Annotated in this window: 22 protein-coding genes, 1 tRNA gene and 2 pseudogenes; 5 read left to right on the top strand and 20 right to left on the bottom strand. The window is 68.2% G+C overall.

Features of this window, described 5'->3' with window-relative positions:
- Positions 1 to 2: 2 nt before the first annotated feature.
- The 8 genes and pseudogenes from OVA21_RS01975 to OVA21_RS01935 form a co-directional block, all read right to left on the bottom strand.
- A complete protein-coding gene (locus OVA21_RS01975) occupies positions 3 to 599 on the bottom strand; it encodes a hypothetical protein (protein WP_132064325.1) in 597 nt (198 codons plus the stop codon).
- Positions 596 to 754 (bottom strand): hypothetical protein, encoded by a 159-nt coding sequence (locus tag OVA21_RS01970; protein ID WP_159981099.1) that lies wholly within the window; start codon positions 752 to 754, stop codon positions 596 to 598. Before OVA21_RS01970 ends, OVA21_RS01975 begins: the two co-directional genes overlap by 4 nt.
- Positions 751 to 1,047: a hypothetical protein gene (locus OVA21_RS01965; protein ID WP_096906000.1), complete on the bottom strand. Its 297-nt coding sequence runs from the start codon at positions 1,045 to 1,047 to the stop codon at positions 751 to 753. Before OVA21_RS01965 ends, OVA21_RS01970 begins: the two co-directional genes overlap by 4 nt.
- A 30-nt stretch (positions 1,048 to 1,077) precedes the next feature.
- A complete protein-coding gene (locus OVA21_RS01960) occupies positions 1,078 to 2,316 on the bottom strand; it encodes a hypothetical protein (protein WP_268091663.1) in 1,239 nt (412 codons plus the stop codon).
- On the bottom strand, positions 2,301 to 3,950 hold the full coding sequence (locus tag OVA21_RS01955; protein WP_268091662.1) for a hypothetical protein: 1,650 nt from the start codon (positions 3,948 to 3,950) through the stop codon (positions 2,301 to 2,303). The genes OVA21_RS01960 and OVA21_RS01955 overlap by 16 nt, the downstream gene beginning before the upstream one ends.
- Before the next feature lie 275 nt (positions 3,951 to 4,225).
- On the bottom strand, positions 4,226 to 5,581 hold the full coding sequence (locus tag OVA21_RS01950; protein ID WP_442778945.1) for an IS256 family transposase: 1,356 nt from the start codon (positions 5,579 to 5,581) through the stop codon (positions 4,226 to 4,228).
- A 52-nt stretch (positions 5,582 to 5,633) separates the two neighbouring features.
- Positions 5,634 to 6,167 (bottom strand): annotated as a pseudogene (locus OVA21_RS01945) (IS630 family transposase); the annotation flags it as partial.
- Positions 6,168 to 6,978: 811 nt separating this feature from the next.
- Positions 6,979 to 7,051 (bottom strand) — tRNA-Thr (locus OVA21_RS01935).
- A 77-nt stretch (positions 7,052 to 7,128) separates the two neighbouring features.
- Here OVA21_RS01935 and OVA21_RS01930 point away from each other — a divergent pair.
- The 5 genes and pseudogenes from OVA21_RS01930 to OVA21_RS19300 all read left to right on the top strand — a co-directional run bounded on the left by OVA21_RS01930 (position 7,129) and on the right by OVA21_RS19300 (position 10,932).
- Entirely contained in the window at positions 7,129 to 8,511 is a 1,383-nt protein-coding gene (locus tag OVA21_RS01930; protein WP_241504344.1) for a threonine/serine ThrE exporter family protein, read from the top strand.
- 70 nt (positions 8,512 to 8,581) lie between these two features.
- Positions 8,582 to 8,764 (top strand): hypothetical protein, encoded by a 183-nt coding sequence (locus OVA21_RS01925; RefSeq protein WP_067711921.1) that lies wholly within the window; start codon positions 8,582 to 8,584, stop codon positions 8,762 to 8,764.
- A 34-nt stretch (positions 8,765 to 8,798) separates the two neighbouring features.
- Positions 8,799 to 10,277 (top strand): alpha,alpha-trehalose-phosphate synthase (UDP-forming), encoded by a 1,479-nt coding sequence (locus tag OVA21_RS01920; protein ID WP_268091659.1) that lies wholly within the window; start codon positions 8,799 to 8,801, stop codon positions 10,275 to 10,277.
- A gap of 16 nt (positions 10,278 to 10,293) precedes the next feature.
- A pseudogene (locus OVA21_RS19305) lies at positions 10,294 to 10,563 on the top strand (transposase); the annotation flags it as partial.
- A gap of 18 nt (positions 10,564 to 10,581) precedes the next feature.
- Positions 10,582 to 10,932, top strand: coding sequence for a transposase (locus tag OVA21_RS19300; protein WP_386850671.1), 351 nt, complete (start codon positions 10,582 to 10,584; stop codon positions 10,930 to 10,932).
- A gap of 186 nt (positions 10,933 to 11,118) precedes the next feature.
- Here the strand turns inward: OVA21_RS19300 and OVA21_RS01910 are convergent, their stop codons facing one another.
- The 12 genes from OVA21_RS01910 to OVA21_RS01855 all read right to left on the bottom strand — a co-directional run bounded on the left by OVA21_RS01910 (position 11,119) and on the right by OVA21_RS01855 (position 22,945).
- The gene (locus OVA21_RS01910) at positions 11,119 to 12,060 is read right to left on the bottom strand and encodes a hypothetical protein (RefSeq protein ID WP_227022171.1); all 942 of its coding nucleotides are present in this window, start codon (positions 12,058 to 12,060) and stop codon (positions 11,119 to 11,121) included.
- A complete protein-coding gene (locus OVA21_RS01905) occupies positions 12,057 to 12,599 on the bottom strand; it encodes a hypothetical protein (protein WP_132062597.1) in 543 nt (180 codons plus the stop codon). The genes OVA21_RS01910 and OVA21_RS01905 overlap by 4 nt, the downstream gene beginning before the upstream one ends.
- Positions 12,599 to 14,017: an MCE family protein gene (locus tag OVA21_RS01900; RefSeq protein ID WP_132062599.1), complete on the bottom strand. Its 1,419-nt coding sequence runs from the start codon at positions 14,015 to 14,017 to the stop codon at positions 12,599 to 12,601. The genes OVA21_RS01905 and OVA21_RS01900 overlap by 1 nt, the downstream gene beginning before the upstream one ends.
- Positions 14,014 to 15,252 carry an MCE family protein gene (locus tag OVA21_RS01895; protein WP_132062601.1) on the bottom strand — a complete coding sequence of 413 codons (1,239 nt, stop codon included), beginning with the start codon at positions 15,250 to 15,252 and terminating at the stop codon, positions 14,014 to 14,016. Before OVA21_RS01895 ends, OVA21_RS01900 begins: the two co-directional genes overlap by 4 nt.
- Complete coding sequence (locus OVA21_RS01890; RefSeq protein ID WP_132062603.1) at positions 15,252 to 16,517, bottom strand: MCE family protein; 1,266 nt, start codon at positions 16,515 to 16,517, stop codon at positions 15,252 to 15,254. The genes OVA21_RS01895 and OVA21_RS01890 overlap by 1 nt, the downstream gene beginning before the upstream one ends.
- Positions 16,514 to 17,653, bottom strand: a complete 1,140-nt coding sequence (locus OVA21_RS01885) for an MCE family protein (RefSeq protein WP_132062605.1) — start codon at positions 17,651 to 17,653, stop codon at positions 16,514 to 16,516. The genes OVA21_RS01890 and OVA21_RS01885 overlap by 4 nt, the downstream gene beginning before the upstream one ends.
- Positions 17,646 to 18,701: an MCE family protein gene (locus OVA21_RS01880; RefSeq protein WP_132062607.1), complete on the bottom strand. Its 1,056-nt coding sequence runs from the start codon at positions 18,699 to 18,701 to the stop codon at positions 17,646 to 17,648. The genes OVA21_RS01885 and OVA21_RS01880 overlap by 8 nt, the downstream gene beginning before the upstream one ends.
- Positions 18,698 to 19,936 (bottom strand): MCE family protein, encoded by a 1,239-nt coding sequence (locus OVA21_RS01875; protein ID WP_132062609.1) that lies wholly within the window; start codon positions 19,934 to 19,936, stop codon positions 18,698 to 18,700. Before OVA21_RS01875 ends, OVA21_RS01880 begins: the two co-directional genes overlap by 4 nt.
- Before the next feature lie 10 nt (positions 19,937 to 19,946).
- A complete protein-coding gene (locus OVA21_RS01870) occupies positions 19,947 to 20,798 on the bottom strand; it encodes an MlaE family ABC transporter permease (RefSeq protein ID WP_132062611.1) in 852 nt (283 codons plus the stop codon).
- Position 20,799: 1 nt separating this feature from the next.
- Entirely contained in the window at positions 20,800 to 21,564 is a 765-nt protein-coding gene (locus OVA21_RS01865) for an MlaE family ABC transporter permease (protein WP_096906016.1), read from the bottom strand.
- Positions 21,565 to 21,824: 260 nt separating this feature from the next.
- Positions 21,825 to 22,742, bottom strand: coding sequence for a 3-oxoacyl-ACP reductase (locus tag OVA21_RS01860; protein ID WP_132062795.1), 918 nt, complete (start codon positions 22,740 to 22,742; stop codon positions 21,825 to 21,827).
- 8 nt (positions 22,743 to 22,750) lie between these two features.
- The gene (locus OVA21_RS01855) at positions 22,751 to 22,945 is read right to left on the bottom strand and encodes a ferredoxin (protein ID WP_132062613.1); all 195 of its coding nucleotides are present in this window, start codon (positions 22,943 to 22,945) and stop codon (positions 22,751 to 22,753) included.
- Positions 22,946 to 22,982 lie beyond the last annotated feature (37 nt).

Here is a 22,982-nt window from a genome sequence, read left to right as displayed (position 1 = left end):
GGTTACGTCATCCGGCCACGTAGGCGGTCGAGCTTCTGCCGGCGCGGCGACTTGTCTGCGTTGTGGGGCAGACGCTCGGACTCGACTTCGACCACGCCGTAGGAGACACCCCGCCAGGTCGGGCGCTGCCGGTTCCAGTCACCGATGGAAGCGACCACGGCGTCACCCTCGGGGCGCGGCTGGTCGGCACGGATGACGGGCACGCCGGCCTCTCGGCAGGCGCGTGCCAGCTCGGCTACGGCGACGTTGTGGGCCTTGCCGTCCGCCACTACCTCTTCGAGGGCGGCGAGGTAGTTCTCCCATGCGGCAGCGATCTTCTCGTCGGCGGTGGCGCGGTGGTTAGGGTCGATCCCGGCGGCGATCTCGTCCGCACGGGCGGCGGCGGCGGACTGCTCACGGTCGGCGCGCTTTCGCTCGGCACGCGCCTTGCGCCCCGTCTCCACCTCGGCTTCGGCGTCAGCCTTGGCGCGGGTGTCGGCAAGCTCGGCCGGGTCCACGTCGTCACCACTACGCACAAGGTCGAGTAGGCCAGCGAGGGCGTCACGCCACGTACTGCGCTCCTGGTAGTCGGTCTCGGTCTCGGGGGCTGCGTGGGTCATCGGTTGTTCTCCTTGGGGTAGCGCCGGGCGTGGGCGGCTGCGGGGCCGGTGAGGGTGTTGGGGTCGACCGGCGTCGGCTTGCCGTATCGCCGCGCGTGGGCGGCTGCGGGGCCGGTGGGTTCGTCGTCAGGGGTGGGCGGTGCGGTGGTGGTCATGCGGTCTCCAGGTATTCGTTTCGGAGTCGGCGGTTTTCGCGGAGGATGGCGTTGGCCTGTTCGCGGGTGTCGCTTTCGGGCTTGCGCATGGCCTCCTGGTCTTCGTGGGGCCACGATTCGCTGACGATCGCGACGATGAGCGCTGCGCGTGCAGTGTCGGCGTCGAGGTGACGCACGAGGGCGAGCGCTCTGCCTGGCCTGTCGCCATCGAGCGCGGCCTTGCGGAGCCTCCACACGAGGTCGTGGACGCCTCCGGCGCGGGTGCCCTGGTCGGGGCGGGTGCTTGTAATCAAAGGGTGGTGCTCCTTGGTTATGTGATGGGTTTAGATGAGTGCGCCGGAGAACGCTTGGCGGAGTTGGCTCTTGCCGGCGTCGACCTGGGCGAGGGTTCCGTCCACGGAGTGCTGCACCTCGCCGAGGAATTGGGCGGCTGCGGCGGCGACGTACTGGCCGAACTTCTCGGCTTCGGCGTTCAGTCCGGGTTGCAGGTTTTCGCGTAGTGCCCCGCCGTCGATTCCGATGTCGGACAGGGACGGGCCGCCCCAGCCGGTGTCGAGGCCGCCGCCGATGAGCGCGGACCCGGCAAGGTTGACCCCGGCTCCGAGCTTGTAACCGAAGCGTTTGGCGGTCTCGGCGAGGATCGCGGTGGACCGGGCACGCTTATGCGAGGCCAACGGGATGTAGGCTTCGCCGCCCGTCTCCGGCTCACCCCACACCCGCCACGACCCGCCGGGAACGATCTGCGCCGTATGGTTTTCGAGTCCGGAGAATCCGCCATTGGCGAACTGCTCGACCTTGACGAGGTCCGGGCGTCCGACGGCGTTGGCGATCATGCCGGCGACGGACATGCCCTCGATGAAGCCGCCGGGGATGGTTGCTTCCACCTGCGAGGCCACGCCTGGGCCGCTTGAGTTGACGCCGCTGCCGGGCCAGTTCGTGACGTAGACCGGTGTGCCGTGTCCGCCTTCGGCCGTGGTGCCGCTGATCGTGAGGGACTGTGCGGCAGGCGAACCGGGATCGTTGGGCATGTCCGGGTTCCCGGTGCCCAGCCTTGCGGCGATAGCCGACGTGGCGTCACCCGAGACGGCCTCGTCGATGTCGGCGAACCGATCCATCGGGAGGTAGGCGTGGTCGGTGTACTGGCCCCAGTCCGCGCCGACGGCCTGCCCGCCGTACTGGCCGTTGCCGCGCGCTCCGCCCATCTCGAAGTTCACCCCGTTGGGGAGGGTTGCCGAGGTGTGGCCGCCGTACGGTCCGCCGTTGTACCAACCGATCCGCAGATCCCCGGCCCCGCCTCGACCGGGCAGGAAGCCACGCTCGCGGAGGGCCTGGCCCTCGTTTCCGGTAGCGAATCGGGACCCGAACGGGGGGCGTCCGCTGACGTAGTTCGCCAAACTTGACACGGCCCCGGAGCAGTCCCCGAAATTGACGCCACCCCACACGTAGGGCTTGCCTTCAACCCGCTTAGCGAGGTCTATGAGCCCGGAGGCCATGATGCCGCCCTCGGCGAACGACAGGATCGGACCGGGATCGCCCTTGTTCGGGTCTAGCGCTCCGAGCATCTGCCCGACCTCGGCCCAGATGGAGAGGGACCGCTTGCGCTTGGAGGGGGCGAGAGGGATGAACGCCTCGCCCTCGGTCTCCGATTCGGCCCACTGCGCCCACGTGCCCCGTGGGGGCGCTCAATGACGGCCTGCGACGGCAGGGTACCCCCGTCAGCGAACGACCGGATACCGCCGTCGGCGTAGTGCTGCCCGACCGTGATCCCGTCGGTAGCGACATCGTTACCGCCACGGTTGACGGTTCCAATGATGACCGTATGCGTCGACTGCGTCTTGATGTTGTTCAGGTCGTTGACGTGACCGCGCGCCCGGTCCACGTCCGCGCTGTTGATCGTGACGGTCCCGTTCTTCGGCTCATGCACCTTGCCGGTGAGAGCGTTGATTGCGGCGATGTTCTCGTCGGTGGTGTCCGTGATCTCGATGTGACCGCCGGGGAGACTGGTCACTGTCATTCCGAGGGTTTCGAGGACTGTGATGAGGTCCAGCGCACCGGGCGAGGTCACCTTGAGGTCTTTCGAACCGGGGATAGCGGCGATGGTGAAGCCCAGCCGCTCCAGCTCGGCGCGGGCGGGGTCGGTGAGCGAGGAGACGACGATTGTCTTGTTGTCCGGGACCGAGACGATGGCGTCGCCCATGAGGCGCATGGCTTCGCTGGTCGTCTGAGCGGTCAGACCGGCCTTGCCTGTGGCGGCGGCCAGCTCGTTGAACTTGGTCTGAGCCTCGGTGATTCGGCCGTTCGACGCGCCGACCGCATCGGACAGGGTGACCATGTCCTCGGTGCGGTGTCGCAGCACCCATCCGGTGTCGATACCGGCGGCGGACAGCTTGTCGAGTGCGCCCTGGTTGAGCATGAGGGCGTTGGTGAAGTCGCCGACTGTGATGCCGCCACGTTCGATGTTCTCGCGTAGCACCTCGTTGGAGGCAATGGACTCGGCAGTGGTGGCGAGCCGCGCGCGCATGGCGTCGTCGACCGTCCGCTGCGCGTCGGCGTTGCCCATCGCGGCGTTCGTTATCGTCTGCTCGGAGAGCCCGAACTCGCGGCCGGCAGCGAACGCTCCCTCGTCGGCCAGTTTCTTCGCCTCGGTGGCGCGGGTGGCTTCGGTGACTGCGCCGGTCACCTGATCGAGGGACGTGGCGAGGGTGTCGACATCCGCCTTGTGCTGTGCGACCGCCTGCGCGGCCTCTGCGTTGGACTGCATCCATCGACTGACACCGAGCCCTGCGGCGGCCAGTCCGATCATCCACGGTCCGCCGAGCATGCTGACGACCCCGCCGAGGGCGGTTTTCATGCCGCCTGCGATCTTCCCGACGCCCTGCATGGACGCGCCCATCACACCGTTAGCGGTGACGCTGTCGCGGGCGTACATGCTCGTGAGGGCCAGCGTTTCGCCGAGGCTTCGCATCGTGCCCCCGGTGGAGACGACGCGGGACGTGAGGCTGTCACCTAGTCCGGTGACGCGTAGCGCGACGAGAGCTGCGAGAGCTGCCTGAACGTCGCCAGGTATTACCGAGAGTGCACCGCCGACCGCTGTCCCGACGGGGGCGGCGGCATCGGCGACAGCCTTGAGTGCGCCCGGAACCTTCTCGATACCGTCCGCCGAGAAGTCAGCGAGGTCGGCGAGTGGCCCGTCCACCAGCTCGTACAGGGGAAACGGCGGCGGTCTCTGCCTGGTTCTGGAGGTTGTTGATCGCGCCCGGCAGACCACGCGTCTTTGCCGCTGCCATATCGGCCGCGCCACCCTGACGGTTGATCGCCTCGTTGAGGGTGTTGAATCCGGCGCTGCCCTGCTGTGCGGCGATGCCCGCGAGGCGCATGGCATCGGAGCCGAACAGGGTGGCGGTCGCGGCCTGGTACGCCTCGTCCGGAGCTTGTCAAGATAATTGTGTGAGTTTTGGTTAGTGATGTCTGTCACATGTGGGGGTCGAAGCGTTCCGGGTAGGCCAGTGCGAGTTCGGCCAGTGCGGCTCGCCAACCGTGGATGGTGGCGCCTTCGACGAGTCTGGGGATCGATTTCCGGGGGCCTGCGTGGCCGTCTGCTCGGCGTTGAGCGTCCTTGGCGCGTTCTCGGTCTCGTCGGTCCTCGATGTTGCGTATGGCTAGCCATAGCAGCTTGATCGCGGCGGCATCGCTGGGGAAGTGCCCGCGGTTCTTGGTGATCTTGCGCAGCTGGTAGTTCAGCGACTCGATCGAGTTCGTGGTGTAGATCAGCTTGCGTGTGGCTGGGCCGAAGGCCAGGAACGGGATGAACCGCTCCCAGGCGGCCTCCCACGACCTGACGGCGGTGGGGTACTTGGCGCCCAGCGGCGATTCGGCGAAGGCCTCCAGTGCGGCTCTGGCGGCCTCGGCGTTGGCGGCGGTGTAGATCGGCTTGAGTGCCTTGGCCACGTTCTTGCGGTCGCTGTAGGACACGAACCGCATCGAGGCCCGGATCAGGTGCACCACGCAGGTCTGCACCTCGGCGAAAGGCCAGGTCGCGGCAATCGCCTCGGACAGTCCGGTCAGCCCGTCGCAGGCCACGATCAGGACGTCTTTGACGCCGCGATTGGCCAGTTCGGCGCACACGCTGGCCCAGAACGCCGCGCCTTCCTTGGCCTGCACCCAGATGCCGAGCACGTGCTTGACGCCCTCAAGATCGACCCCGACCGCGATGTGGGCAGCGCGGGTCTTCACGTGGGCTCCATCGCGGATCTTGATGTGGATCGCGTCCAGGAACACCACCGGGTAGAACGCCTCCAACGGGCGGTGCTGCCAGGCGGCGACTTCGTCCAGGACCGCGTCGGTGACGTTGGCGATGGACTCGTGCGACAGCTCCACCCCCAGGGTCCGCGCGAGGTGGTGCTCGATCTCCCGGACGGTCATTCCGCCGGCGTACAGCGAGATGATCTGGTCCTCCAGCCCGCCGAGCCGGCGGGCGCCCTTCGGGACGAGCTGGGAGGCGAACGAGCCCTGCCGATCGCGGGGCTGATCCAGTTCCACCGGGCCGACCTGGGTGGCCACGGTCTTGCGCGAAGTGCCGTTGCGGTGGTTTCCGTCCCCGCCACGGGCGTGGGCATCGCGGCCCAGATGCTCGGTCAGCTCGGCGCCCATGCCCCGCTCAAGGACGGCCTTGAGCATCTCGTTCAAAAAGCCGTCCTTGCCAGTCAACTCCAACCCTCGCGAACGGGTCTCGGCGAGTACGTGATCAATCAGCGCATCCGAGAACACCTCCCGGCGAAGCCCAGCAGCATCTGATACATCCGTAGCGTCGTGGTCGTCAACAGCCATAGCGTTCATGATTCCTCCTCCGGATCAACTCACACAGACCATCTGACACGCCCGTACGATCCAGTGCCTGGATCTGGGACTTCTCATCCACGCACAACACGATCGCGTTCTCCGGCGGCGCCAGGTACAGGCCGCAGATGTCGGTGACTTTGCCGACCAGCTCAGGATCGGTGGAGAACCGGAACGACTCCGAGCGCCACGGCTTGATCCCGTAGGCACGCCACGCCGTGACCACCGTCGAGGCCGAGACCTTCAACCGGGACGCCAGCAGCCGCGACGACCAGTGGGTCACGCCCAGAGACTTCGGCGGCGGCATCAAGGTCGCCGTCACGATCTCCGCGTGATCGATCGTGCGCGGCCGACCAGAACGCTTCTCATCAGCCAGGCCCCCGATGCCCTTGTCCTCGTACCTGGACCGCCAGAGGTTCACCTTCGGCCGCGACGCCCCGGCCAACTCGGCGATCTCCGCATTACGCCGGCCCTCCGAAGCCAGCAGCACGATGCGAGCTCGCTGCACCATGCCTGCCGACATCGACTGCGAGCGCGTCATTCTCTCAAGCTTCTCGCGATCGCCGGGACGCAACATCAATGCCGGGGCAGGTCGATTCGCCATGCCCCATGATTTCACAAACCCAACTGTAAAACTACTTCACACGCACGACACTAGGCCACTCGGGGACTCGTGTGACGGCGACGCACTACATTCACAAGGCTCACGCCGCCCCTGACCTGCGCACCGCCCTAGACGGGCTTGCGCCGAAGAGCGCATAAAAGTGGCCCCGCCAGTTCGTTGGCGGGGCCACTTCGTGCTCACTGGACTCAGCAGGCTGCTAGCACTCGGTTCTGACTGGAGGCTTCAGTCTCGAGCTCGTTGATAACATCCTGCACCATACGGATGTAACCGGCGATTGCATCCTGCGGGGTCTCTGCCAGCCAAGACAACGATGGGAACTCAGGCGAGGTGGCGACCCACTCCCCGTCTTCCTCAGACCAACCCACCTCGTAGTGCACGTGAGATACTGGCATGTCAGCCTCCTTCCTGAATCTTCGCGATCGCTTTCAAGACTTGTCGCACCTGGTAGGGCTTCGCGTTACCGTTCGACCCCTTCTGGATGTTCACTCTAGGGTCTCCCGGCCAAGGGGTCTTGAAAACGACATGGCTCGACTTGTTCTGCCTAGGCTCCCCAAAGTACTCCACGCAGATCTCGAAGAGGTCACTGTATGGAACGTCTTGGGGCCGCGACTTCATCCGCTCCAAGCGTTTCGCCTGCTTCGACATGCGACGGCGTTAACAGTGTGTCCATCGCCACCCGATCACTACCCAACAGTTTAGGGGTGGTTTTGGGGTGGTGGACACCCCAAAACCGGACCGACGTCGCTATCACCGCAGATAGTTGAGCTGGAGACGAGACTTGAACTCGCAACCGCCCGATTACAAGTCGGGTGCGCTACCAATTGCGCCACTCCAGCACGGGCGGCGACACCGCCGCGGCCCGCCAGTCATCCTAACCCGGCCACCGTCGGGGCTCTTGACTACGGTGTGCACCGTGGAGACCCGCGACGCACCGGCACCGCTCACCCGACCACTGGCGTGGATGGGACTGCGCAAGTCCGCCATGGACCTTGCGGTCGAGCCCCCGCTGTCCCCCATGGCGCCGGTCGACCTCGACGACGACGGCGCCGTCACCGACGTCCTCAACCTCGCCCTCGAGATCGGCGGGATCCTGCTGTCCTCCGGCGAGGGCGCCGCGGACACCGTCGCCCAGGCCGAGTCCGTGGCGGCGGCGTTCGGCCTGCCGGGCGCGACCGTCGAGGTCACCTTCACGTCGCTGACCATCGGGGTCAACCGACGTCGCGGCCGACCGCCGATCTCGGTCATCCGGGTGGTCAACTACCGCACCGTCGACATGACACGGGTGACCCGCGTGTCCCGTCTCATCGACCTCATCGTGCGCCGTCAGCTCACCGTCGACCAGGCCACGGCCGAGGTCGAGAGGATCGTGGCCTCCCCGCACCCGCACTCCTTCCGCGTCGCGGTCCTGGGGTGGGCGATGCTGGGGTGCGCGGTCGTCATCCAGCTCGGGGGTAGCCCGCTGGCCGGCCTCATCTCCATGGTCTCGACGTTCGCCCTGATGTACGCCAACCGCTACCTGGACAGCCACCGACTCCCGAGCTTCTTTCAGCAGGTCGTGGGCGGGTTCATCGCGGCCGCGTGGGCCCTCGCCGCATACGTGGCCGTGAGCAACAACTTCATCGAGGTCCAACCGTCCCAGCTGGTCGCGGCCGGGATCATCGTGCTGCTCGCCGGGCTCACCCTCGTCGGCGCCATCGAGGACGCCATCACCGGGTTCCCCGTGACCTCTGCCGGGCGAGGGGTCGAGACGATGGTCATGACCGGCGGTGTGCTGGGCGGGATCACGATCGCGCTCGCCGCGTTCGAACGCCTCGGCATGTCCCCACCCCCGATCGACCCGGCCATCGCCGGCAACGCCGCGGTGCACATCGCGGTGTTCGCCGCGGGCGTGGGCGCCGCCGGGTTCGCCGTGGCGAGCTATGCGACGGTGCGGGCGACCTGGCTCGCCGCGGCCGTCGGCGCGATCGGGATGCTCATCTTCCAGGCGGTCATGGCCACCGGGCTGGGCGTGGTGGTGGGGTCCGCCCTCGCGGCCTGCACGATGGGCCTGATCGGCGGCATCCTCGCCCGTATCGCCACCGTCCCGCCGCTGGTGGTCACCATCGCCGGGATCACGCCGTTCCTGCCGGGCCTGTCCGTGTACCGCGGCCTGTCGGCGCTGACGAGCGACCAGACGGGTATCGGTCTGGGCCTGATGTTCCAGGCGTTGGCGATCGCGGTGGCACTGGCCGCCGGGATCGTGTTCGGTGAGTGGGTGACCCGCAATCTGCGCCGGTCGGCGGCCGCGGACGGGTGACGTAGGATCGGCAGCGGACGATGTCGCCCGAACAGGGCGCGCGCCCCCCACCGATCACAGGAGGACACCGATGGCATCCGCCGCCGCCAGCAAAGAACCCGAGCTCGACGACCTGGAGCCGGTCGCGGACGAGACCGCCGACATGGCCCGCAAGGTCGTGGCCTCGTACTCGGCCGACGCCGACGAGTGCCGGATGCTCCTCGACATGCTGGGGATCGGTCCGGAGCCGCAGGTGACGGCGGACGCCGAGTAACCAGACCACAGCGATCCACGCGAGGGGGCAACCGATGACGAGCGGTACCGGGCAGACGTCCACCGGAGCAGGTGCCGACTTCGTCGTCGTCGCCAATCGTCTCCCCGTGGACCTCGTCATCGACCGGGACGGCACCGAACAATGGAAGGCCAGCCCCGGCGGTCTCGTGACGGCGCTGGAGTCCATCCTCAAGGCCAACGACGGCGCCTGGGTGGGGTGGCCCGGCGTCCCCGACGCCGCCCCCGAACCGTTCGACACGGACGGCATCCGCCTCCACTCGGTCACCCTGTCCGCCCAGGACGTCGAGCTCTACTACGAGGGTTTCTCCAACGCCACCCTCTGGCCGCTGTTCCACGACGTGGTGGTGCCGGCCGAGTACCACCGCGAATGGTGGAACGCTTACCGCGAGATCAACACCCGTTTCGCCGAGGCCACCGCGGAGGCCGCCGCCGAGGGTGCCACCGTCTGGGTGCAGGACTACCAGTTGTTGCTGGTGCCCTGTCTGCTGCGCGAGCTGCGCCCCGACCTGACCATCGGGTTCTTCCTCCACATCCCGTTCCCGCCCGTCGAACTGTTCATGCAGCTACCGTGGCGCACCGAGCTGGTCGAGGGCATGCTCGGCGCCGACCTGGTGGGTTTCCACCTGCCCGGCGGAGCGGACAACTTCCGGATCCTCGCCAACCGCCTGCGCGGCTACCCGTCCGTCCGACTGCGCTCGACGCGGGGCCGCGCCTCCGAGATCCGGGTGGACGACCGCATGGTGCGTGTCGGCGCGTTCCCCATCTCCATCGACTCCGCGGCCGTGGACGCCACCGCCCGCACGCGCGAGACCCAGGCCCGCGCCGCCCGCCTGCGCGAGGAGTTGGGTTCGCCGCGGGTCCTCCTGCTGGGCGTGGACCGTCTGGACTACACCAAGGGCATCGACGTCCGCCTGCGCGCGCTCGAGGAGCTGTTCGAGGAGGGGCGCCTGGAGCCCGCCGACGTGACCCTCCTCCAGCTGGCCACGCCGAGCCGCGAGCGGGTCGAGCAGTACCAGATCATGCGGTCGCGGATCGAGGAGTCGGTGGGCCGCATCAACGGCACGTTCGGCGAGATCGGGCACCCCGTGGTGACCTACATCCACCGGCCCGTCCCCAAGACGGAACTGGCGGCGTTCTACGCGGCCGCCGACGTCATGCTGGTGACGCCCGTGCGGGACGGCATGAACCTGGTGGCCAAGGAGTACGTGGCCTCGTGCACCGACGGCGAGGGCGCCCTGGTGCTCAGCGAGTTCGCCGGCGCCGCCGCGGAGCTACGCCAGGCGTACCTGTGCAACCCGCACGACCTCGACGGGGTCAAGGACGCCATCATGGCCGCCGTCGACGACTCCCCCAAGGACCGTCGGCGCCGTATGCGGTCACTGCGTCGGCAGGTGTTGAGCAACGACGTCCACGCGTGGGCCCGCCGGTTCTTCAATACCCTCGACGGGACGGGCGCAGCCCAGCAGAACAACGACAACGACAACGACGACTAGGGCGTGTCTCCCATAGCTGAGCGGTGACCCGCGAGACCGTGGCCGTATAGGACAGACGAAGTCACGATTTCGCCAGTTCACCGACGAGCAGTGGGAGCGGATAGAGCCCCTGCCGCCCTCCAACGAAGGGCGGCAGGGGCATCCGTTTCGCGACAAACGCAAGGTCGTCGAGGGGATCATCTACCGCAACCGCGCCGGCATTCCCTGGCGGGACCTACCCCGCGAGGATTTCGGTGCGTGGCAGACCGTATGGAAGCGCCACGCCCGCTACGCCCGGGACGGGACCTGGGATCGCATCCTGCACGTGCCAGCGGTCGGCCGCGGCCGACCGCTGGCGAACGTGATCACCGGTGGGCAACGAAACGACGGCGCGATGCTGGCCGAAGTCCTGGCCGACAACCACGTCCCACGCCACGGCCGAGGCCGAACCCGCACCCGCCCCGACGCGGTGATCGCAGACAAGGCCCACTCGTCTGGCACGATCCGCCGCCAGCTCCGCAGTCGCGGTATCGCCGCTGTCATCCCGGAGAAAAACGACACCATCGCCGCTCGCGAACGCCGCGGCAACCGCGGTGGCCGACCCCCGAAACTCGACGCCGACCTCTACAAAGACCGAAACGTCGTCGAGCGCTCCTTCGCACCGGCCAAGCAATGACGAGCGCGGGCCACCCACTACGACAAACCCGCGATCACCTACCGCGCCGCCGTCACCCCCTGCGCAATCCTCACCTGACTACGCCGATTGGGAGACACTCCCTGAGTCGGCGCCGACCCTGGCGGGCCGACGACGTCGGCGACCGGCCGCGCCGGCTTCACCGGGCGGTCAGCCGGGCGGGCCGGACTACAGAGCGTTGAGCTCGGCCAGCTTCCAAGTGTCGCCGTTGCGCTGCATCTTCAAGCTCAGCCGCGACGCCGAGCTCGCCGCCTCCGGTGACTCCTTGGTGGAGACCATCCGGTTGAGCATCACCAGCACCGTGACGTTGTCCTGATCGACGACCTCCTGCGGCGCGGCGGCGGCTACCGTCGCGTACACGGTGGCCTCCTGCTGCTTGGCCGCCGAGGAGACCGAGGGCATGGACTGCTCCACGAACTCCTTCAGCGCCGGGTCCACGAGCTTGTCGCGGACGGCGGCCAGGTCCTCGTCCACGGTCCGGTGATCGTAGGTGAACATCTGCGTGGCCACCTCGCGTGCTGCGTCCGTGGCCGCGGCGGGGGCGTTCGCGATCGACTCCTCCGCGGCCGTGTCCTGCCGGGCCTCGACGTACTGCCAGGTCGCCAGGCCGGCGACGACGAGCAGCACCACCGAGGCCACCGCCAGCACCCGGGTCAGGACGCGCGCGCGGGCGGGGTCCATCGGCTCGCGGCCGGAGTCCGCGGATGCGGCCGCGGTGGAGGATGCCCAGGAGGCCGAGGCGCCGGTGGTGGTGCCGGGGGCGCGGTCGCCGGGCGAGCCCGCCTCGGCGCGCGGACCGGTGGGCGCGCCTGCGCCGGCAGGCTGACCGGCGGGCGCCGGGCCTGCCGACCCCGCGCCGGGCTGCATGCCCTCGAAGAGGCCCCCCGCCCGGGCGGCCTCCATCGCCCGCTCGCGGGCCGCGTCAGCCTTGCGCTGGGCCCTGGCCGCACGCTCGGCCTCCCGCTGGGCGCGGCGGGCCCGGCGCACGTCACCGCCTCTGCCGCCAGAGACGCCCACTGCGGCGTCCGCGTTCGTGGCGCCGGAGTCCACGGAGTGGACGGTCTTGTCGTCGTCGATCTTCTTCTTGTCCTGTCGCACGCCGTCGCTCACGGGATGAAGTTCACCCCCGACACCTTCATCACGCCGTCGTCATGCCGATTGACCGTCACGCGGACGCGGTACTGGCGCTCCTGGTCCTCCTCGGCCTTGGGATTGCCGATCGACTGGTCGATGGCCATGATCACCTCCGCCTTGTCGGGATAGGCGCTCTCGACCGCCGCCGCGGACACGATCCCGTCGGCGACGACCTTGGTAGTGGTCACCACGTCCTCATACGAGTCGCGGCGCGGGGCGAACTGCTCCGAGAAGTCGCCCTCGATGAGGCCCACGATCTCGTCGACGTCCTCCGACAAGGTCTCCTGCCGGATGGTCATCAGCTTGGTCATGACGTTGACGGCCGTGTCCCGGTACGCGGCATCGAGCTCGGCCTGCGAGGCCCGGTCCGCCCGGACGTCCGCCGCCTGGTTGCGCTCGCTGAGCCACAAACCAGTGGCGACGAGCGCCAGGACCAGGCAGATCGCGGCGATCACCGCAGCCGTGATCAGCCCGGCCCTCCCACCGTCGGTGGAGGCCTGGTCTGGCTGTGGCACTACGCGACTCCATTCGTCATCATGGCGGCCAGGTCGGCGTCCTTGTCGAGCCGACTGTCGGCGCCCAGGTCCAACTGACGGTACGCGGCGCCGTCCGCGCCAACGTACTCGCCCGTAGACGGGTCGTACACGGCCGCCGAGGTGGTCCCCTCCTGACCTGCGGTGGCGCCCGACGGCACCACGTTCCAGGCGTTCGGATTGTCCCCGGGCGGTCCCACCTCACTGGTGTTCGGCGGGTTGATGCCCTGGGGGACGAAGTCGTCCGCCCGGCACTCCTCCGGGGAGGCGCCGGTGCGGCCCGGGAACTCCATGCACGGCAGGTTGCGCGCACCGCGGACGGTCATGGTCGAGTCCTTGGCGATCTTGCAGTAGATCCCGTTGATCTGCGCCGGCACCGTGAGATCCGCCGGGCTGCGCCGGTCCTCGGCGGGCAGGAACCCCGTGGTGCACGGAGGGGGCTCGTTGATCTGCAGGTTGAAGTCAACCTTGATCTGCCCGGTGTCCCTGGCCCCGTCGATGGCGGTGAGCAGCGCCGACACCAGCGCCGGGTAGATCACCAGCAGCTGCTCGATCGAGCGGTTGTAGACCACGCCCACCTCGCCGACGCTCACCAGGTTCGCCACCAGCACGGGCAGAGTGGGCTGGAGGTCGTTGAGCAGTTTGGTGGCCCGGCCCAGTGCGTCGGGTCCCCGCTGGATGATCGAGGTCAGCTGGGGCTCGTTCTCCCGCAGCTGGTCCGTGATGTCCGCGACGTTGCGGGTCCACGCCCGGATCGAATCCGCGGACTCCAGCTGCGAGTCGAGTACCGGCTCGGCGTCGGCGATGAGCCTGCGCGTCACGTCCTCGTTCGTCCTGGCCTCCTCCAGCAGGAGCTGGGCGGAATCCAGGAACTGTTGCAGGTCGCGCGCCGACCCGTTGAACGCGTCGAACGACTCCGAGATCACCCGGCGCATCTTGGCGTCATCGATCGACGCCATGAGCACCGTCGCCTGGTCGAGCACCGGGCCGATGCCCTGCGGCATGTCCACCCTGTCCTCGCCGAGCACCGTGCCGTCGGCGAGCCGGCCCTCGGGGGACCCCTCGGGGACGAATTCGACGAACTGCTCCCCCACCGCCGAGACGCTGCGGATCTCGGCGCGGACGTTCTCGGGCACATCGGCCCGCGAGTCGAAGTAGAGCTTCGCCACCACCATGCCCGGCTTGAGCGTCACCGAGTCCACCCGGCCGATCGTGTTGCCCAGGTAGGCGACGTTGGCGTTCTCGTACAGCCCGCCGGTGTCCGGCATCTCCAGCGCCACGTCGGTGCGCTTCCAGCCGAGCGCCCGCGGCAGCTGCAGGTAGACCACGGCCATCACGGTGAGCGCCACGACCGTCACCACGGCGAAGACCGTCAGCTGGATCTTGACCAGTCGCGTCATCGGGGGGCCTCCTCGGTCGGTGCCGGGGACTGGTCCGGCGTGGGCGCGGGTGCCTCGCCGGCCGGCGGCTCGGCGGGTTCGGCCGGTGCGACGTCCAGCGCGAACGGGTCCGGCTCCATCGACGAGCCAGGCGCCAGTCCCACGTAGCCCTCCAGGCCCGCCATCCGGTTACCGAACTCGGTACCCAACAGCAGCGTCTCGCTCAGACGCGGCATCGACATGTCGGCGTGGATGTACAGGTTGGCGTAGTCGCCCCGCAGGAAGTTGTCGATGCCCGACTGCGGGAACGGGAACGTGATGAGCGTGCTCAGCACCTGGGTGAGGTCACGCCCGGAGTTGGCCAGTGCCTCGAGGACCGGGACGAGGTCCTCCAGGTTCGCGACGAGGTTCTGCCCGCCGCCGGCATCGATGATCTGGTTGGCCTTGTGGCCGAAGTCGCCCAGCGACACCAGGGCCGTGGTGAGCTCCTGTTTCTGGTCGTTGATGAGCTCGAGCGCGGCGGGCATCTGCGAGAGCGCCTTGGCCAGGGTGTCGTTCTGCTCGTCGATCTGCCGGGCCAGGCGGTCCAGGCCCTCCATGGCCGCGATGATGTCGGCCCGCTGGTCGTCGAGACCGCTGACGGTGGTCTCCAGCTGACCGATGACCTCCTTGGCGTCCACCTGCCGTCCGTCGAGGGCGGTGTTGAGCTCCTCGGAGATGGTCGAGAACTGGGCCAGGCCGCCGTCGGTGAGCACCACCGACAAGGCCGAGAGGGTCTGCTCCGTGGTCGGGTAAACGCCCGCCCGCTCGATCGGGATCACGTCACCGTCCGCGAGCGTGCCCTCCGCCCCTCCGTCCGGCGGTGGGAACAGCTCGAGATGCTGCGAGCCGAGGAGGCTGGTCTGCCCGATCTTGGCGTGGGCGTTGGCCGGCAGCCGCACGTCCCCGTTGAGGGTCACCGTGACGATCGCCGTGTAGTCCTCGACCTCCATGTGGCTGATCGAGCCCACGTTGACGTCGTTGACGCGCACCGGCGAGTTACGCGTGATCGTGGTGACGTCGGGCATCTCGATGGTGACCTGGTAGGCCCCGTCTCCGTGGCCCTGCGCCCCGGGCAGGGGCAGTGAGTTGAGCCCGTTCCAGGTACAGCCGGTCCCGGCCAGCAGGACGGCCGCGCCGAGCGCACCGCCGACCAGCAGCCGGGAACGCCGCGGCCCGTTCCGCTGCGCGCGGTCGCAGGAGGTTGCCTCGGCCATCACGCACCTCCCGTCGGAAGCAGGGTGTCGGTGAGGTTGTCACCCTTGTTGACCACGTTGACCAGCGGATCCGGCTGCGCCGAGGGCGGCTGTACGCCGGGCGGGGTCTGGGTGCCCGGACGCTGCGCCTGGATGATCTGATCCGGCTCCGCGGTCGGGGTGATGGGCGGGGTCACCTGACCGTACGGGTAGTTGGAGGTCAGCGAGTTGAACAGTGGCGCCATGTACTGCGCGCACAGTGCGGCGTCGGACTCCGACGTGTTGTTGTCCAGGCCGGCGATCGCGCCGCAGAGGAAGTTGGCCGGGTTGGCCATCTGGTTCATGGCCAGGATCCCGTGCAGCGTCCCCTGGTACGGCCGGTAGATGTTGTAGAAGTTCGACATCGCGGTGGGCGCCACGTGCAGCATGCCCTCCACGTCGGCGCGGCGGTCGCGGACCACCTTGGTGGCCTGGCCCAGCTTGTCCACGCCCACCGACAGGCGGTCGCCGTTGTTCTCGAGGAACCGGTTGATGTCCATGATCGCCAGGTCGAGGTCGCGCAGAGCGGCGTCGATCTGGTCGGTCTGGCCGCTCAGCACCTCCGAGACGCTGGCGAGCTTCCCACCGAAGGAGACGATCTGCTCCTCGCTCTGCGAGAGCGCGGTGACGAACAACTGCAGGTTCTTCAGCGTGGTGAAGAGGTTCTCCCGCCCGTCGGACATAAGCGACATGGTCCGCGAGACCTCGGACAGCGCGTCGCGGATCTCGGCACCGTTGCCCTCGAACATGGAGTACGCCGAGTCCACGAAGTCGCCGAGCGGGCCGGTCTTCTCGCCCTTTTCCGGGCTCAGCGCCGTGGAGAGCTTCATGAGCTGCTCCTTGACGCCGTCCCACTCGACCGGAACGGCCGTCCGCTCGATGGGGATGACCCCGTCGTCCGGCATCTCGGCCCCGCCGGTGTACGCGGGCGTGAGCTGGATGAACCGTTCGGCGACGAGGGACTGCGCCACGAGCAGCGCATTGGCGTCCTCCGGGACGGCCACGTTCTCGTCCACCTTCATGGTCACCCGCGACATGCCGTCCTCGGTGGTGATGTCGGAGATCGTGCCGACGCGCACCCCGAGCACCCGGACCGTGTCGTCCTTGTAGACCCCCTGCGTGGTGGGGAAGAACGCGGTGATGGTCTTGGTGCGCGAGGAGAACCACCACACCCCGCCGGCGACCAGGGCCACCACGGCGATCAGCGCGATCACCTTGGGGACAGTCGGAGAAAGGAGTCGTCTCATCCCGGAATATTCCCTTCGCCCCACCCGGGGAACTCGTCCAGCAGGGTCGCCTCCGGGACACCGGGCATCGTGGGCTCACGGACCAGCCCGGGCTCGGGCTGGACACGGTCGTCGATGAGCGGCATGAGGTCACGCACGAGCGTCTGCTGGTAGTGCCCAAGCGAGAGGTTGACCACGTACGCGTTGAACCACGGGCCGGAGGCGACCGCCTCGCCGAGCGCCGTGGAGTACGGCACGATCCGACGCAGGCCCAGGTCGATGTCCTCCCGGTTGCGGATGAGCAGGTCCGAGACCCGCTCGAGCTTGTCGAGCGCGGGTCCGAGCTGCGCCTCGTTGTCCTGGACGACGCCGGACAGCTGCTGGGCGAGCGTGTCGATGTTGGTCACCAGCTCGTTCAACGCCCGCTTGCGCAGGTCGAGCGCGGTGAACAGGGTGTTGCCGTCCACCATCAGCTGGTTGATCTGCTCGTTGCGGCGGCCCAGCACGTCCGTGGTCCCGGCCGCCTTGTCCAGCAGGTCCAACACCGCCTCGTCGCGCTTGTTGAGCGACTGCGACAGCCGGGTGATGCCGTCGATCGCGCCGGCGACCTCCGGTGAGGACTGCTCCATGGTCTCGGACAGCACGTCGAGAGCGTCCTGGACGGAGTCGGTGTCCATGGCCTCGACCGTGTCGCTGAGGTCCCCCAGCGCAGAGGTCAGCGAATACGGTACCGAGGTCCTGTCGAGCGGGATGGTGCGGTCGGCGAGCTCGCCGCGCCCGTCGGAGAGCACCGCCAGGGCCCGGCGGCCGAGGATCGAGTCGGTCTTGATCTGGGCCGAGGTGTCGTTCCCCAGGTCGACCTTGGTGCTGATGTCGAAATGCACACGCACCTTGTCGCCGTCGAGCTGGATCTTGCGGACGCTGCCGACCTTCATCCCGGCCACCTGGACCTCGTCGCCGGTGTTGAGCCCGGCGGCGTCGGCCACGTAGGCGGTGGCCCCGTGCATGCCGTTGATGTACGGGATGCGGTCGTAGTTCAGCGAGACGGCCATGAGAACCACCACGCCCGCCACGCCCCACACGCCGATGGCCTTGGGATTGCGGTCGCGGAAGCGCAGCTGCCCCCGGGGTGGCTTGTTGTCCTTGTTCTTACTCATCGGGGAACGCACACCGTCCCGTCTTCTGCTCATACTGCGGCATGAACGAGCTCTTGCCCGTGACCGGGTTGGTGAACTCGACGATCACGCCACAGAGGTAGAACTGGAAAAAGCTGCCGTAGACGCCGAGGCGGCTCATCTTCTCGAAGTCGGACGGCAGCCGGTTGATGACGCCCTCGACGAACTCCTCGTCGTCGTTGATCAGTGTGGCCACGCGGTCGACCTGGGCGATGTCCTGCTTGAGGGAGGGCCGGACGTCCGACAGGAGGGTGGTCATGTTGGCGCTCGAGTCGTTGAGCCTGGACACCGACTCGGCGAGCGGCTCCGAGTTGGTGGCCAGCCCGGAGACGAGCTGCTGCAGGTCGTCGACGATGGAGTCCACGTTCTCCTGGTTCTCGGACACCGTCGTGAGCACGGACGTGAGGTTGGTGATCACGTCCCCGATGAGCTGGTCGCGGTCGGCGAGGGTCTGGGTGAGCGACGACGTCGCGGCCAGCAGGTCCTGGACGGTCCCGGCCTCCCCCTGGAACACCTTGACGATCGACTCCGAGAGCTGGTTGACCTGAGCCGGGTCGAGTGCCTTGAACAGCGGGCGGAAGCCGCCGAGCAGGGCGTCCAGGTCGAGTGCGGGGGCGGTCTGGTCCAGCGGGATGGTCCCGCCGGGCTCGAGCGGGGTCTGCAGGCCCTCGCCGCGCTTGAGCTCGAGGTAGCGGTCGCCGGTGAGGTTCTCGTACCGCACCACGGCCTCGGTGCTCTGGTGGACCACCTGGTTGCCGGCCACGGTGAACGACACGTTCGCGGTGTTGGCCTCCTGGAGGTCGATCCCGCGGACCTGCCCTACCTCGATACCGGCGATGCGAACCTTGTCCCCGGACTCCAGGCCCGAGACGTCGGCGAAGTGGGCGTTGTAGCGCTCGAAATCGCCCGAACGGTACTCGCTGAACACCACGATCAGGCCCACCAGGACCAGGATCATGACCGTGGCGAAAATCCCGAGCTTGACGGTGGTCGCTTTCAGCTCGCGCGCGGCGGCGCGGGCGGCGCTCACGGGTTACCTCCGTCCATGCCGAGCATGAGCTGCAGCAGCGTCGGCGGCGCGGGGACGCCCGGCTGCGGCTCCGGCAGCGGGCCCATCAGCGGCTTGTCTCGGGAGGTGAACACGTTGGGCTGGCCCTCCATGACGTTGGTACCGGTGTCGGTGACCACGAACGGGGCGTGCGTCGCCGAGTCCGGGAACGGCAGCCCGTAGCAGTTGGGCCCGGTACTGGCGTTCACCTTGGGCAGGTCCTTGGGGTACTCGTACGCCTTGACGCCCTGCTGGAACCCGGACCGGAACGCGAGTCCGGACTGGTTGGTCGCGCCGAACGCCTGCCCGGCGCCGGCGACCCCCTGGTTGAGCCCCACGATGAGGCAGGTGAGCATGGGCGAGTACTCGGCCAGCAGGCTGGTGGACGCACGCAGGTCGGCCAGCGTCTTTACCAGCTCGTCGCCGTTCTCCGCCAGCAGTCGCTTGCCTGTCTCGCCGGTGCCGATCGCGGAGGCCAGAAGTGCCTCGAAGCGGGCCTGGTTGGCCAGGATGTTTGTGCCCACGTCGGTGCCCGAGTCGAGGACCCGCATGACGTCCGGCGTGACGTCCGCGTACAGGTGGGCCACGCGCGAGCCCTTGGACAGGTCCCGCTGCAGGGTCTCGATCTGCGGGTTGATCTCGTCCAGGTACTCGTTGAGTTCGGTGATGGTCTGGCCGATCTGGTCACCGCGCCCGTCGAGGCCGCCCGAGATCGCACCGAGGGTGGCGTTGAGCTTCTCGGGCTCGATCGCCGTGAGGATGTCGGTCAGCTCCTCGAACATGGTGTTGACCTCGGTGGTGACGCTGGTGGTCTGCACCACGGTGCCCTTCTCGAGGTGGGTCGGGGCGGGGTCGGCCGGGGGCTCGAAGTCGACGGACTTGGCGCCGAAGATCGTGTTGGACCCGATGGTGACCGGGGAGTTGGAGGGGATGGCCTCGAGCGCGGCCGGGTCCACCTCGATCTCGAGGGTCGCCCCGTCGAACTCCTGCATGATCCGGGTGACGTTGCCGATCTCCACGCCGCGGGAGCGGACCTTGGCGTCGGCCTCCATGACCAGTCCCGCGCGGTCGCTGCGCACCGTCAGCGGCACGCGGCTGTCGAATGCCCGGACGAACAACAGCAGGGACAGCGCAACCACCACGACGATGACGAGCGCCAGTCCCGCACCGGCGATCCGCCGGGGCGTCGTGTCGCTCTGACTCACCGTCCTCGCCATATCGTCTCTCCTATCCCGACAGGTTGAAGTTGCCGTCTCCGCCGTAGATGGCGAGCGAGACGAGGAGGGTCACTGTCACGACGGCGATGAGGGACGTGCGGACGGCGTTTCCGACGGCGGTGCCGACTCCGGCTGGACCGCCGGCCGCGTTGTAGCCGTAGTAGGTGTGGATGAGCATGATCGTGATGGCCATCGCGATGGCCTGCACGAAGGACCAGAGGATGTCCGTGGGGATGAGGAACGTCGAGAAGTAGTGGTCATAGACGCCCCCGGACTGGCCGTAGATCTCCACGGTCGCGAACCGGCTCGCCAGGAACGAGGCGATGACGGCGAGGGAGTACAACGGCACCACGGCGATCATCCCGGCGACGATCCGCGTGGAGACCAGGTAGGTGACCGAATCGATCGCCATCACCTCGAGGGCGTCGATCTCCTCCGACACGCGCATCGCGCCCAACTGGGCTGTCGCGCCGGCACCGATGGTGGCCGCCAAGCCGATGCCGGCGATCACGGGTGCGGCGATTCGCACGTTGATGAACGCCGCGAAAAAGCCGGTGAGCGCCTCGACTCCGACGTCAGTGAGCGACGAGAACCCCTGGACGGCGATCACGCCGCCGGTGGCCAGGGTGAGGAATCCGACGATCACCACGGTGCCACCGATCATCGCCAGCGCGCCCGTACCCATGGCGATCTCGGCGATGAGCCGCAGCGTCTCCTTGCGGTAGTGGGTGAGCGCCCGCGGCGTGGCCAGCAGCGCTCGCCAGAAGAACAGGGCGATGCCGCCGAAGTCGTCGATCCTGCCGGCGGTGTGGTGCCGGGCCCGCGCGAGGCGCGGGAACCGGGTGGTCTCGATGACGGTCATCTCACGCCCCCAGGACCTTGACGCCCACGGCGGTCACCACGGTGTTGACGACGAACAGCGCCATGAACGCGAAGACGACGGTCTCGTTGACCGCGTTGCCGACCTCCTTCGGACCACCGCGGACATAGAGCCCCTTGTAGCAGGCGACCAGCCCGGCGAGCATCCCGAACAACCCGGCCTTGACCTGCGCGAGTATCAACTCGCCGAGACCGGTGAGCAGCGTGATGCCGTTGACGAAGGCCCCCGGGTTGACTCCCTGGAGTAACACGGAGAAGAGGAACCCGCCGAGGATGCCGATGGTGCACACCAGCCCGTTGAGCAGGAGGGCGACGAAGGTCGACGCCGCGACGCGGGGCACCACCAGGCGCTTGACCGGATCGATGCCGAGCACCTCCATCGCGTCGATCTCCTCCCGGATGGTGCGCGCTCCGAGGTCTGCACAGATGGCGGTCGCGCCTGCGCCGGCGACGATGAGCACGGTGACCATGGGGCCCACCTGCGTCACCGCGCCGAGAGCGGCTCCGGCGCCGGACAGGTCGGCCGCGCCGATCTCGCGCAGCAGGATGTTGAGCGTGAAACTCACCAGGACCGTGAAGGGAATCGCCACCAGAACGGTGGCCAGCATCGAGACCCGAGCGATGAACCAGGACTGCTCGACGAACTCCCGGCCCTGTCGCACGATCGTCGGGAAGGAGACGAAGGTGTCCAGCGTCATTGCGACGAAGTCGCCGATCCCTCTGAGCGGCGCATCGATAACCCTCGCCATGGCGCCCCCTCCTGTCTTTCATCCCCCGGGCCACGCGCGGTCGGCCACCGTGGCCTGGACTACCCCGGCCTGAACAAGTGACCGTTTCGTGTGATCCCGATTACACAGTATCTAGAACGCGTTCTATCTGACAAGGGCTTCCCCATCCCCCCGACCGGTGCCCCCGCCAGCTCGCGTCGGGGGAATCTAACACGCCCGACACACCAATAAGTCGTCCCCGGCGCGATCGACGTCGATCACGCCGGGGACGGGCCCGCCACTCAGAGCTTCATGATCTCCGCAGCGGAGAAGGACTTGCCCTCCGGGCGTCCTGACCAGTGCCCGGAGATCGCATCCGCGAACTCGCGACGGTCCCATACGCCACCCTCCGCGTCGAACCTCTTCTCCACGACGGGCGCCTCCACGAGCGCGACCATCCCGCCGTATACCACGAACAGCTGACCGGTGACGTGCGCAGCAGCGGGCGAGGCCAGGTAGGACACGAGGTCCGCGACCCGGCCCGGCGAGAGCGGATCCGGCCCCTCGGAGGAGTCCCAGGGCTCGAAGACCGCCTCCGTCATCCCGGTGCGACCGCGAGGGGCGATAGCATTGGCGGTGCAGCCGATGCGCTCCAGCACCCGCGACGCGGACAGCGTCAGCGCGGTGATCGCGGCCTTGGCCGCGCCGTAGTTGGCCTGGCCGGGCGGGCCGAAGAGCCCCGCCTCCGACGAGGTGTTGATAAGCCGGCCGTAGACCGGCCCCCCGGACGTCTTGCTCTCCGCGCGCCAGTGGGCGGCCGCATTGCGGGTGAGCAGGAAGTGACCGCGCAGATGCACCTTCACGACCGCGTCGAAATCCTCGTCGGAGAGGTTGAACAGCATCTTGTCGCGCGTGATCCCGGCATTGTTGACCACCACGTGCAGCCCACCGAGCTTGAGGGCCTCGGCCACCATGGCGTCGGCTGTCTCCCGCTCGGAGACGTCGCCCACGACGAGTGCCGCCTTGGCTCCGGCCGCCTCGATGTCCGCGATCACCGCGTCCGCGGCTTCACCGGCGCGGATGTCGTTGATGACCACCGCGGCCGCGCCCGACCTGGCGAGCTCGACAGCCTCGGCCGCGCCGAGACCCGAGCCGGACCCTGTGACCACGGCGACCCGCCCGTCGAGTGAGAGGTCCGCGTCGAGCTTCTCCCGACCCATCCCCGCGGTCACTCCGCGGCCTTCAGCGCGGCCATCGGGCACTTCTCCACAGCCTTGAGTGCGCGCTTCTGCATTTCCTCGGGAACCGGGTCGACAATCACCCGCACGACCTCGTCGTCGTCGTTCAGCTCGAAGACCTTCGGCGCCAGGCCGACGCACACGGCCTGCCCCTCGCAGCGGTCGGGATCGACTTCAATCCTCATGCCGTCCTCCTCGGTCGCACCCACGGCCACCATGGCC

Origin of the sequence: Dietzia sp. SL131 (genome assembly GCF_026672565.1) — a bacterium.
In the GTDB taxonomy this organism is placed as follows: Bacteria; Actinomycetota; Actinomycetes; order Mycobacteriales; family Mycobacteriaceae; genus Dietzia; species Dietzia kunjamensis.
Note: the sequence above shows the minus strand (reverse complement) of the source record. Positions and strands in the feature narration are given on the sequence as shown.

What these genes read in the sequence shown, in the direction of transcription:
- OVA21_RS01870 (WP_132062611.1), bottom strand. Translation starts at nt 20,798, where the DNA reads ATGACCGTCATCGAGACCACCCGGTTCCCGCGCCTCGCGCGGGCCCGG.
- OVA21_RS01865 (WP_096906016.1), bottom strand. Translation starts at nt 21,564, where the DNA reads ATGGCGAGGGTTATCGATGCGCCGCTCAGAGGGATCGGCGACTTCGTC.
- OVA21_RS01970 (WP_159981099.1), bottom strand. Translation starts at nt 754, where the DNA reads ATGACCACCACCGCACCGCCCACCCCTGACGACGAACCCACCGGCCCC.
- OVA21_RS01920 (WP_268091659.1), top strand. Translation starts at nt 8,799, where the DNA reads ATGACGAGCGGTACCGGGCAGACGTCCACCGGAGCAGGTGCCGACTTC.
- OVA21_RS01950 (WP_442778945.1), bottom strand. Translation starts at nt 5,581, where the DNA reads ATGGCTGTTGACGACCACGACGCTACGGATGTATCAGATGCTGCTGGG.
- OVA21_RS01900 (WP_132062599.1), bottom strand. Translation starts at nt 14,017, where the DNA reads ATGACGCGACTGGTCAAGATCCAGCTGACGGTCTTCGCCGTGGTGACG.
- OVA21_RS01860 (WP_132062795.1), bottom strand. Translation starts at nt 22,742, where the DNA reads ATGGGTCGGGAGAAGCTCGACGCGGACCTCTCACTCGACGGGCGGGTC.
- OVA21_RS01895 (WP_132062601.1), bottom strand. Translation starts at nt 15,252, where the DNA reads ATGGCCGAGGCAACCTCCTGCGACCGCGCGCAGCGGAACGGGCCGCGG.
- OVA21_RS01960 (WP_268091663.1), bottom strand. Translation starts at nt 2,316, where the DNA reads ATGCTCGGAGCGCTAGACCCGAACAAGGGCGATCCCGGTCCGATCCTG.
- OVA21_RS01925 (WP_067711921.1), top strand. Translation starts at nt 8,582, where the DNA reads ATGGCATCCGCCGCCGCCAGCAAAGAACCCGAGCTCGACGACCTGGAG.
- OVA21_RS01855 (WP_132062613.1), bottom strand. Translation starts at nt 22,945, where the DNA reads ATGAGGATTGAAGTCGATCCCGACCGCTGCGAGGGGCAGGCCGTGTGC.
- OVA21_RS01875 (WP_132062609.1), bottom strand. Translation starts at nt 19,936, where the DNA reads ATGGCGAGGACGGTGAGTCAGAGCGACACGACGCCCCGGCGGATCGCC.
- OVA21_RS01890 (WP_132062603.1), bottom strand. Translation starts at nt 16,517, where the DNA reads ATGAGACGACTCCTTTCTCCGACTGTCCCCAAGGTGATCGCGCTGATC.
- OVA21_RS01975 (WP_132064325.1), bottom strand. Translation starts at nt 599, where the DNA reads ATGACCCACGCAGCCCCCGAGACCGAGACCGACTACCAGGAGCGCAGT.
- OVA21_RS01885 (WP_132062605.1), bottom strand. Translation starts at nt 17,653, where the DNA reads ATGAGTAAGAACAAGGACAACAAGCCACCCCGGGGGCAGCTGCGCTTC.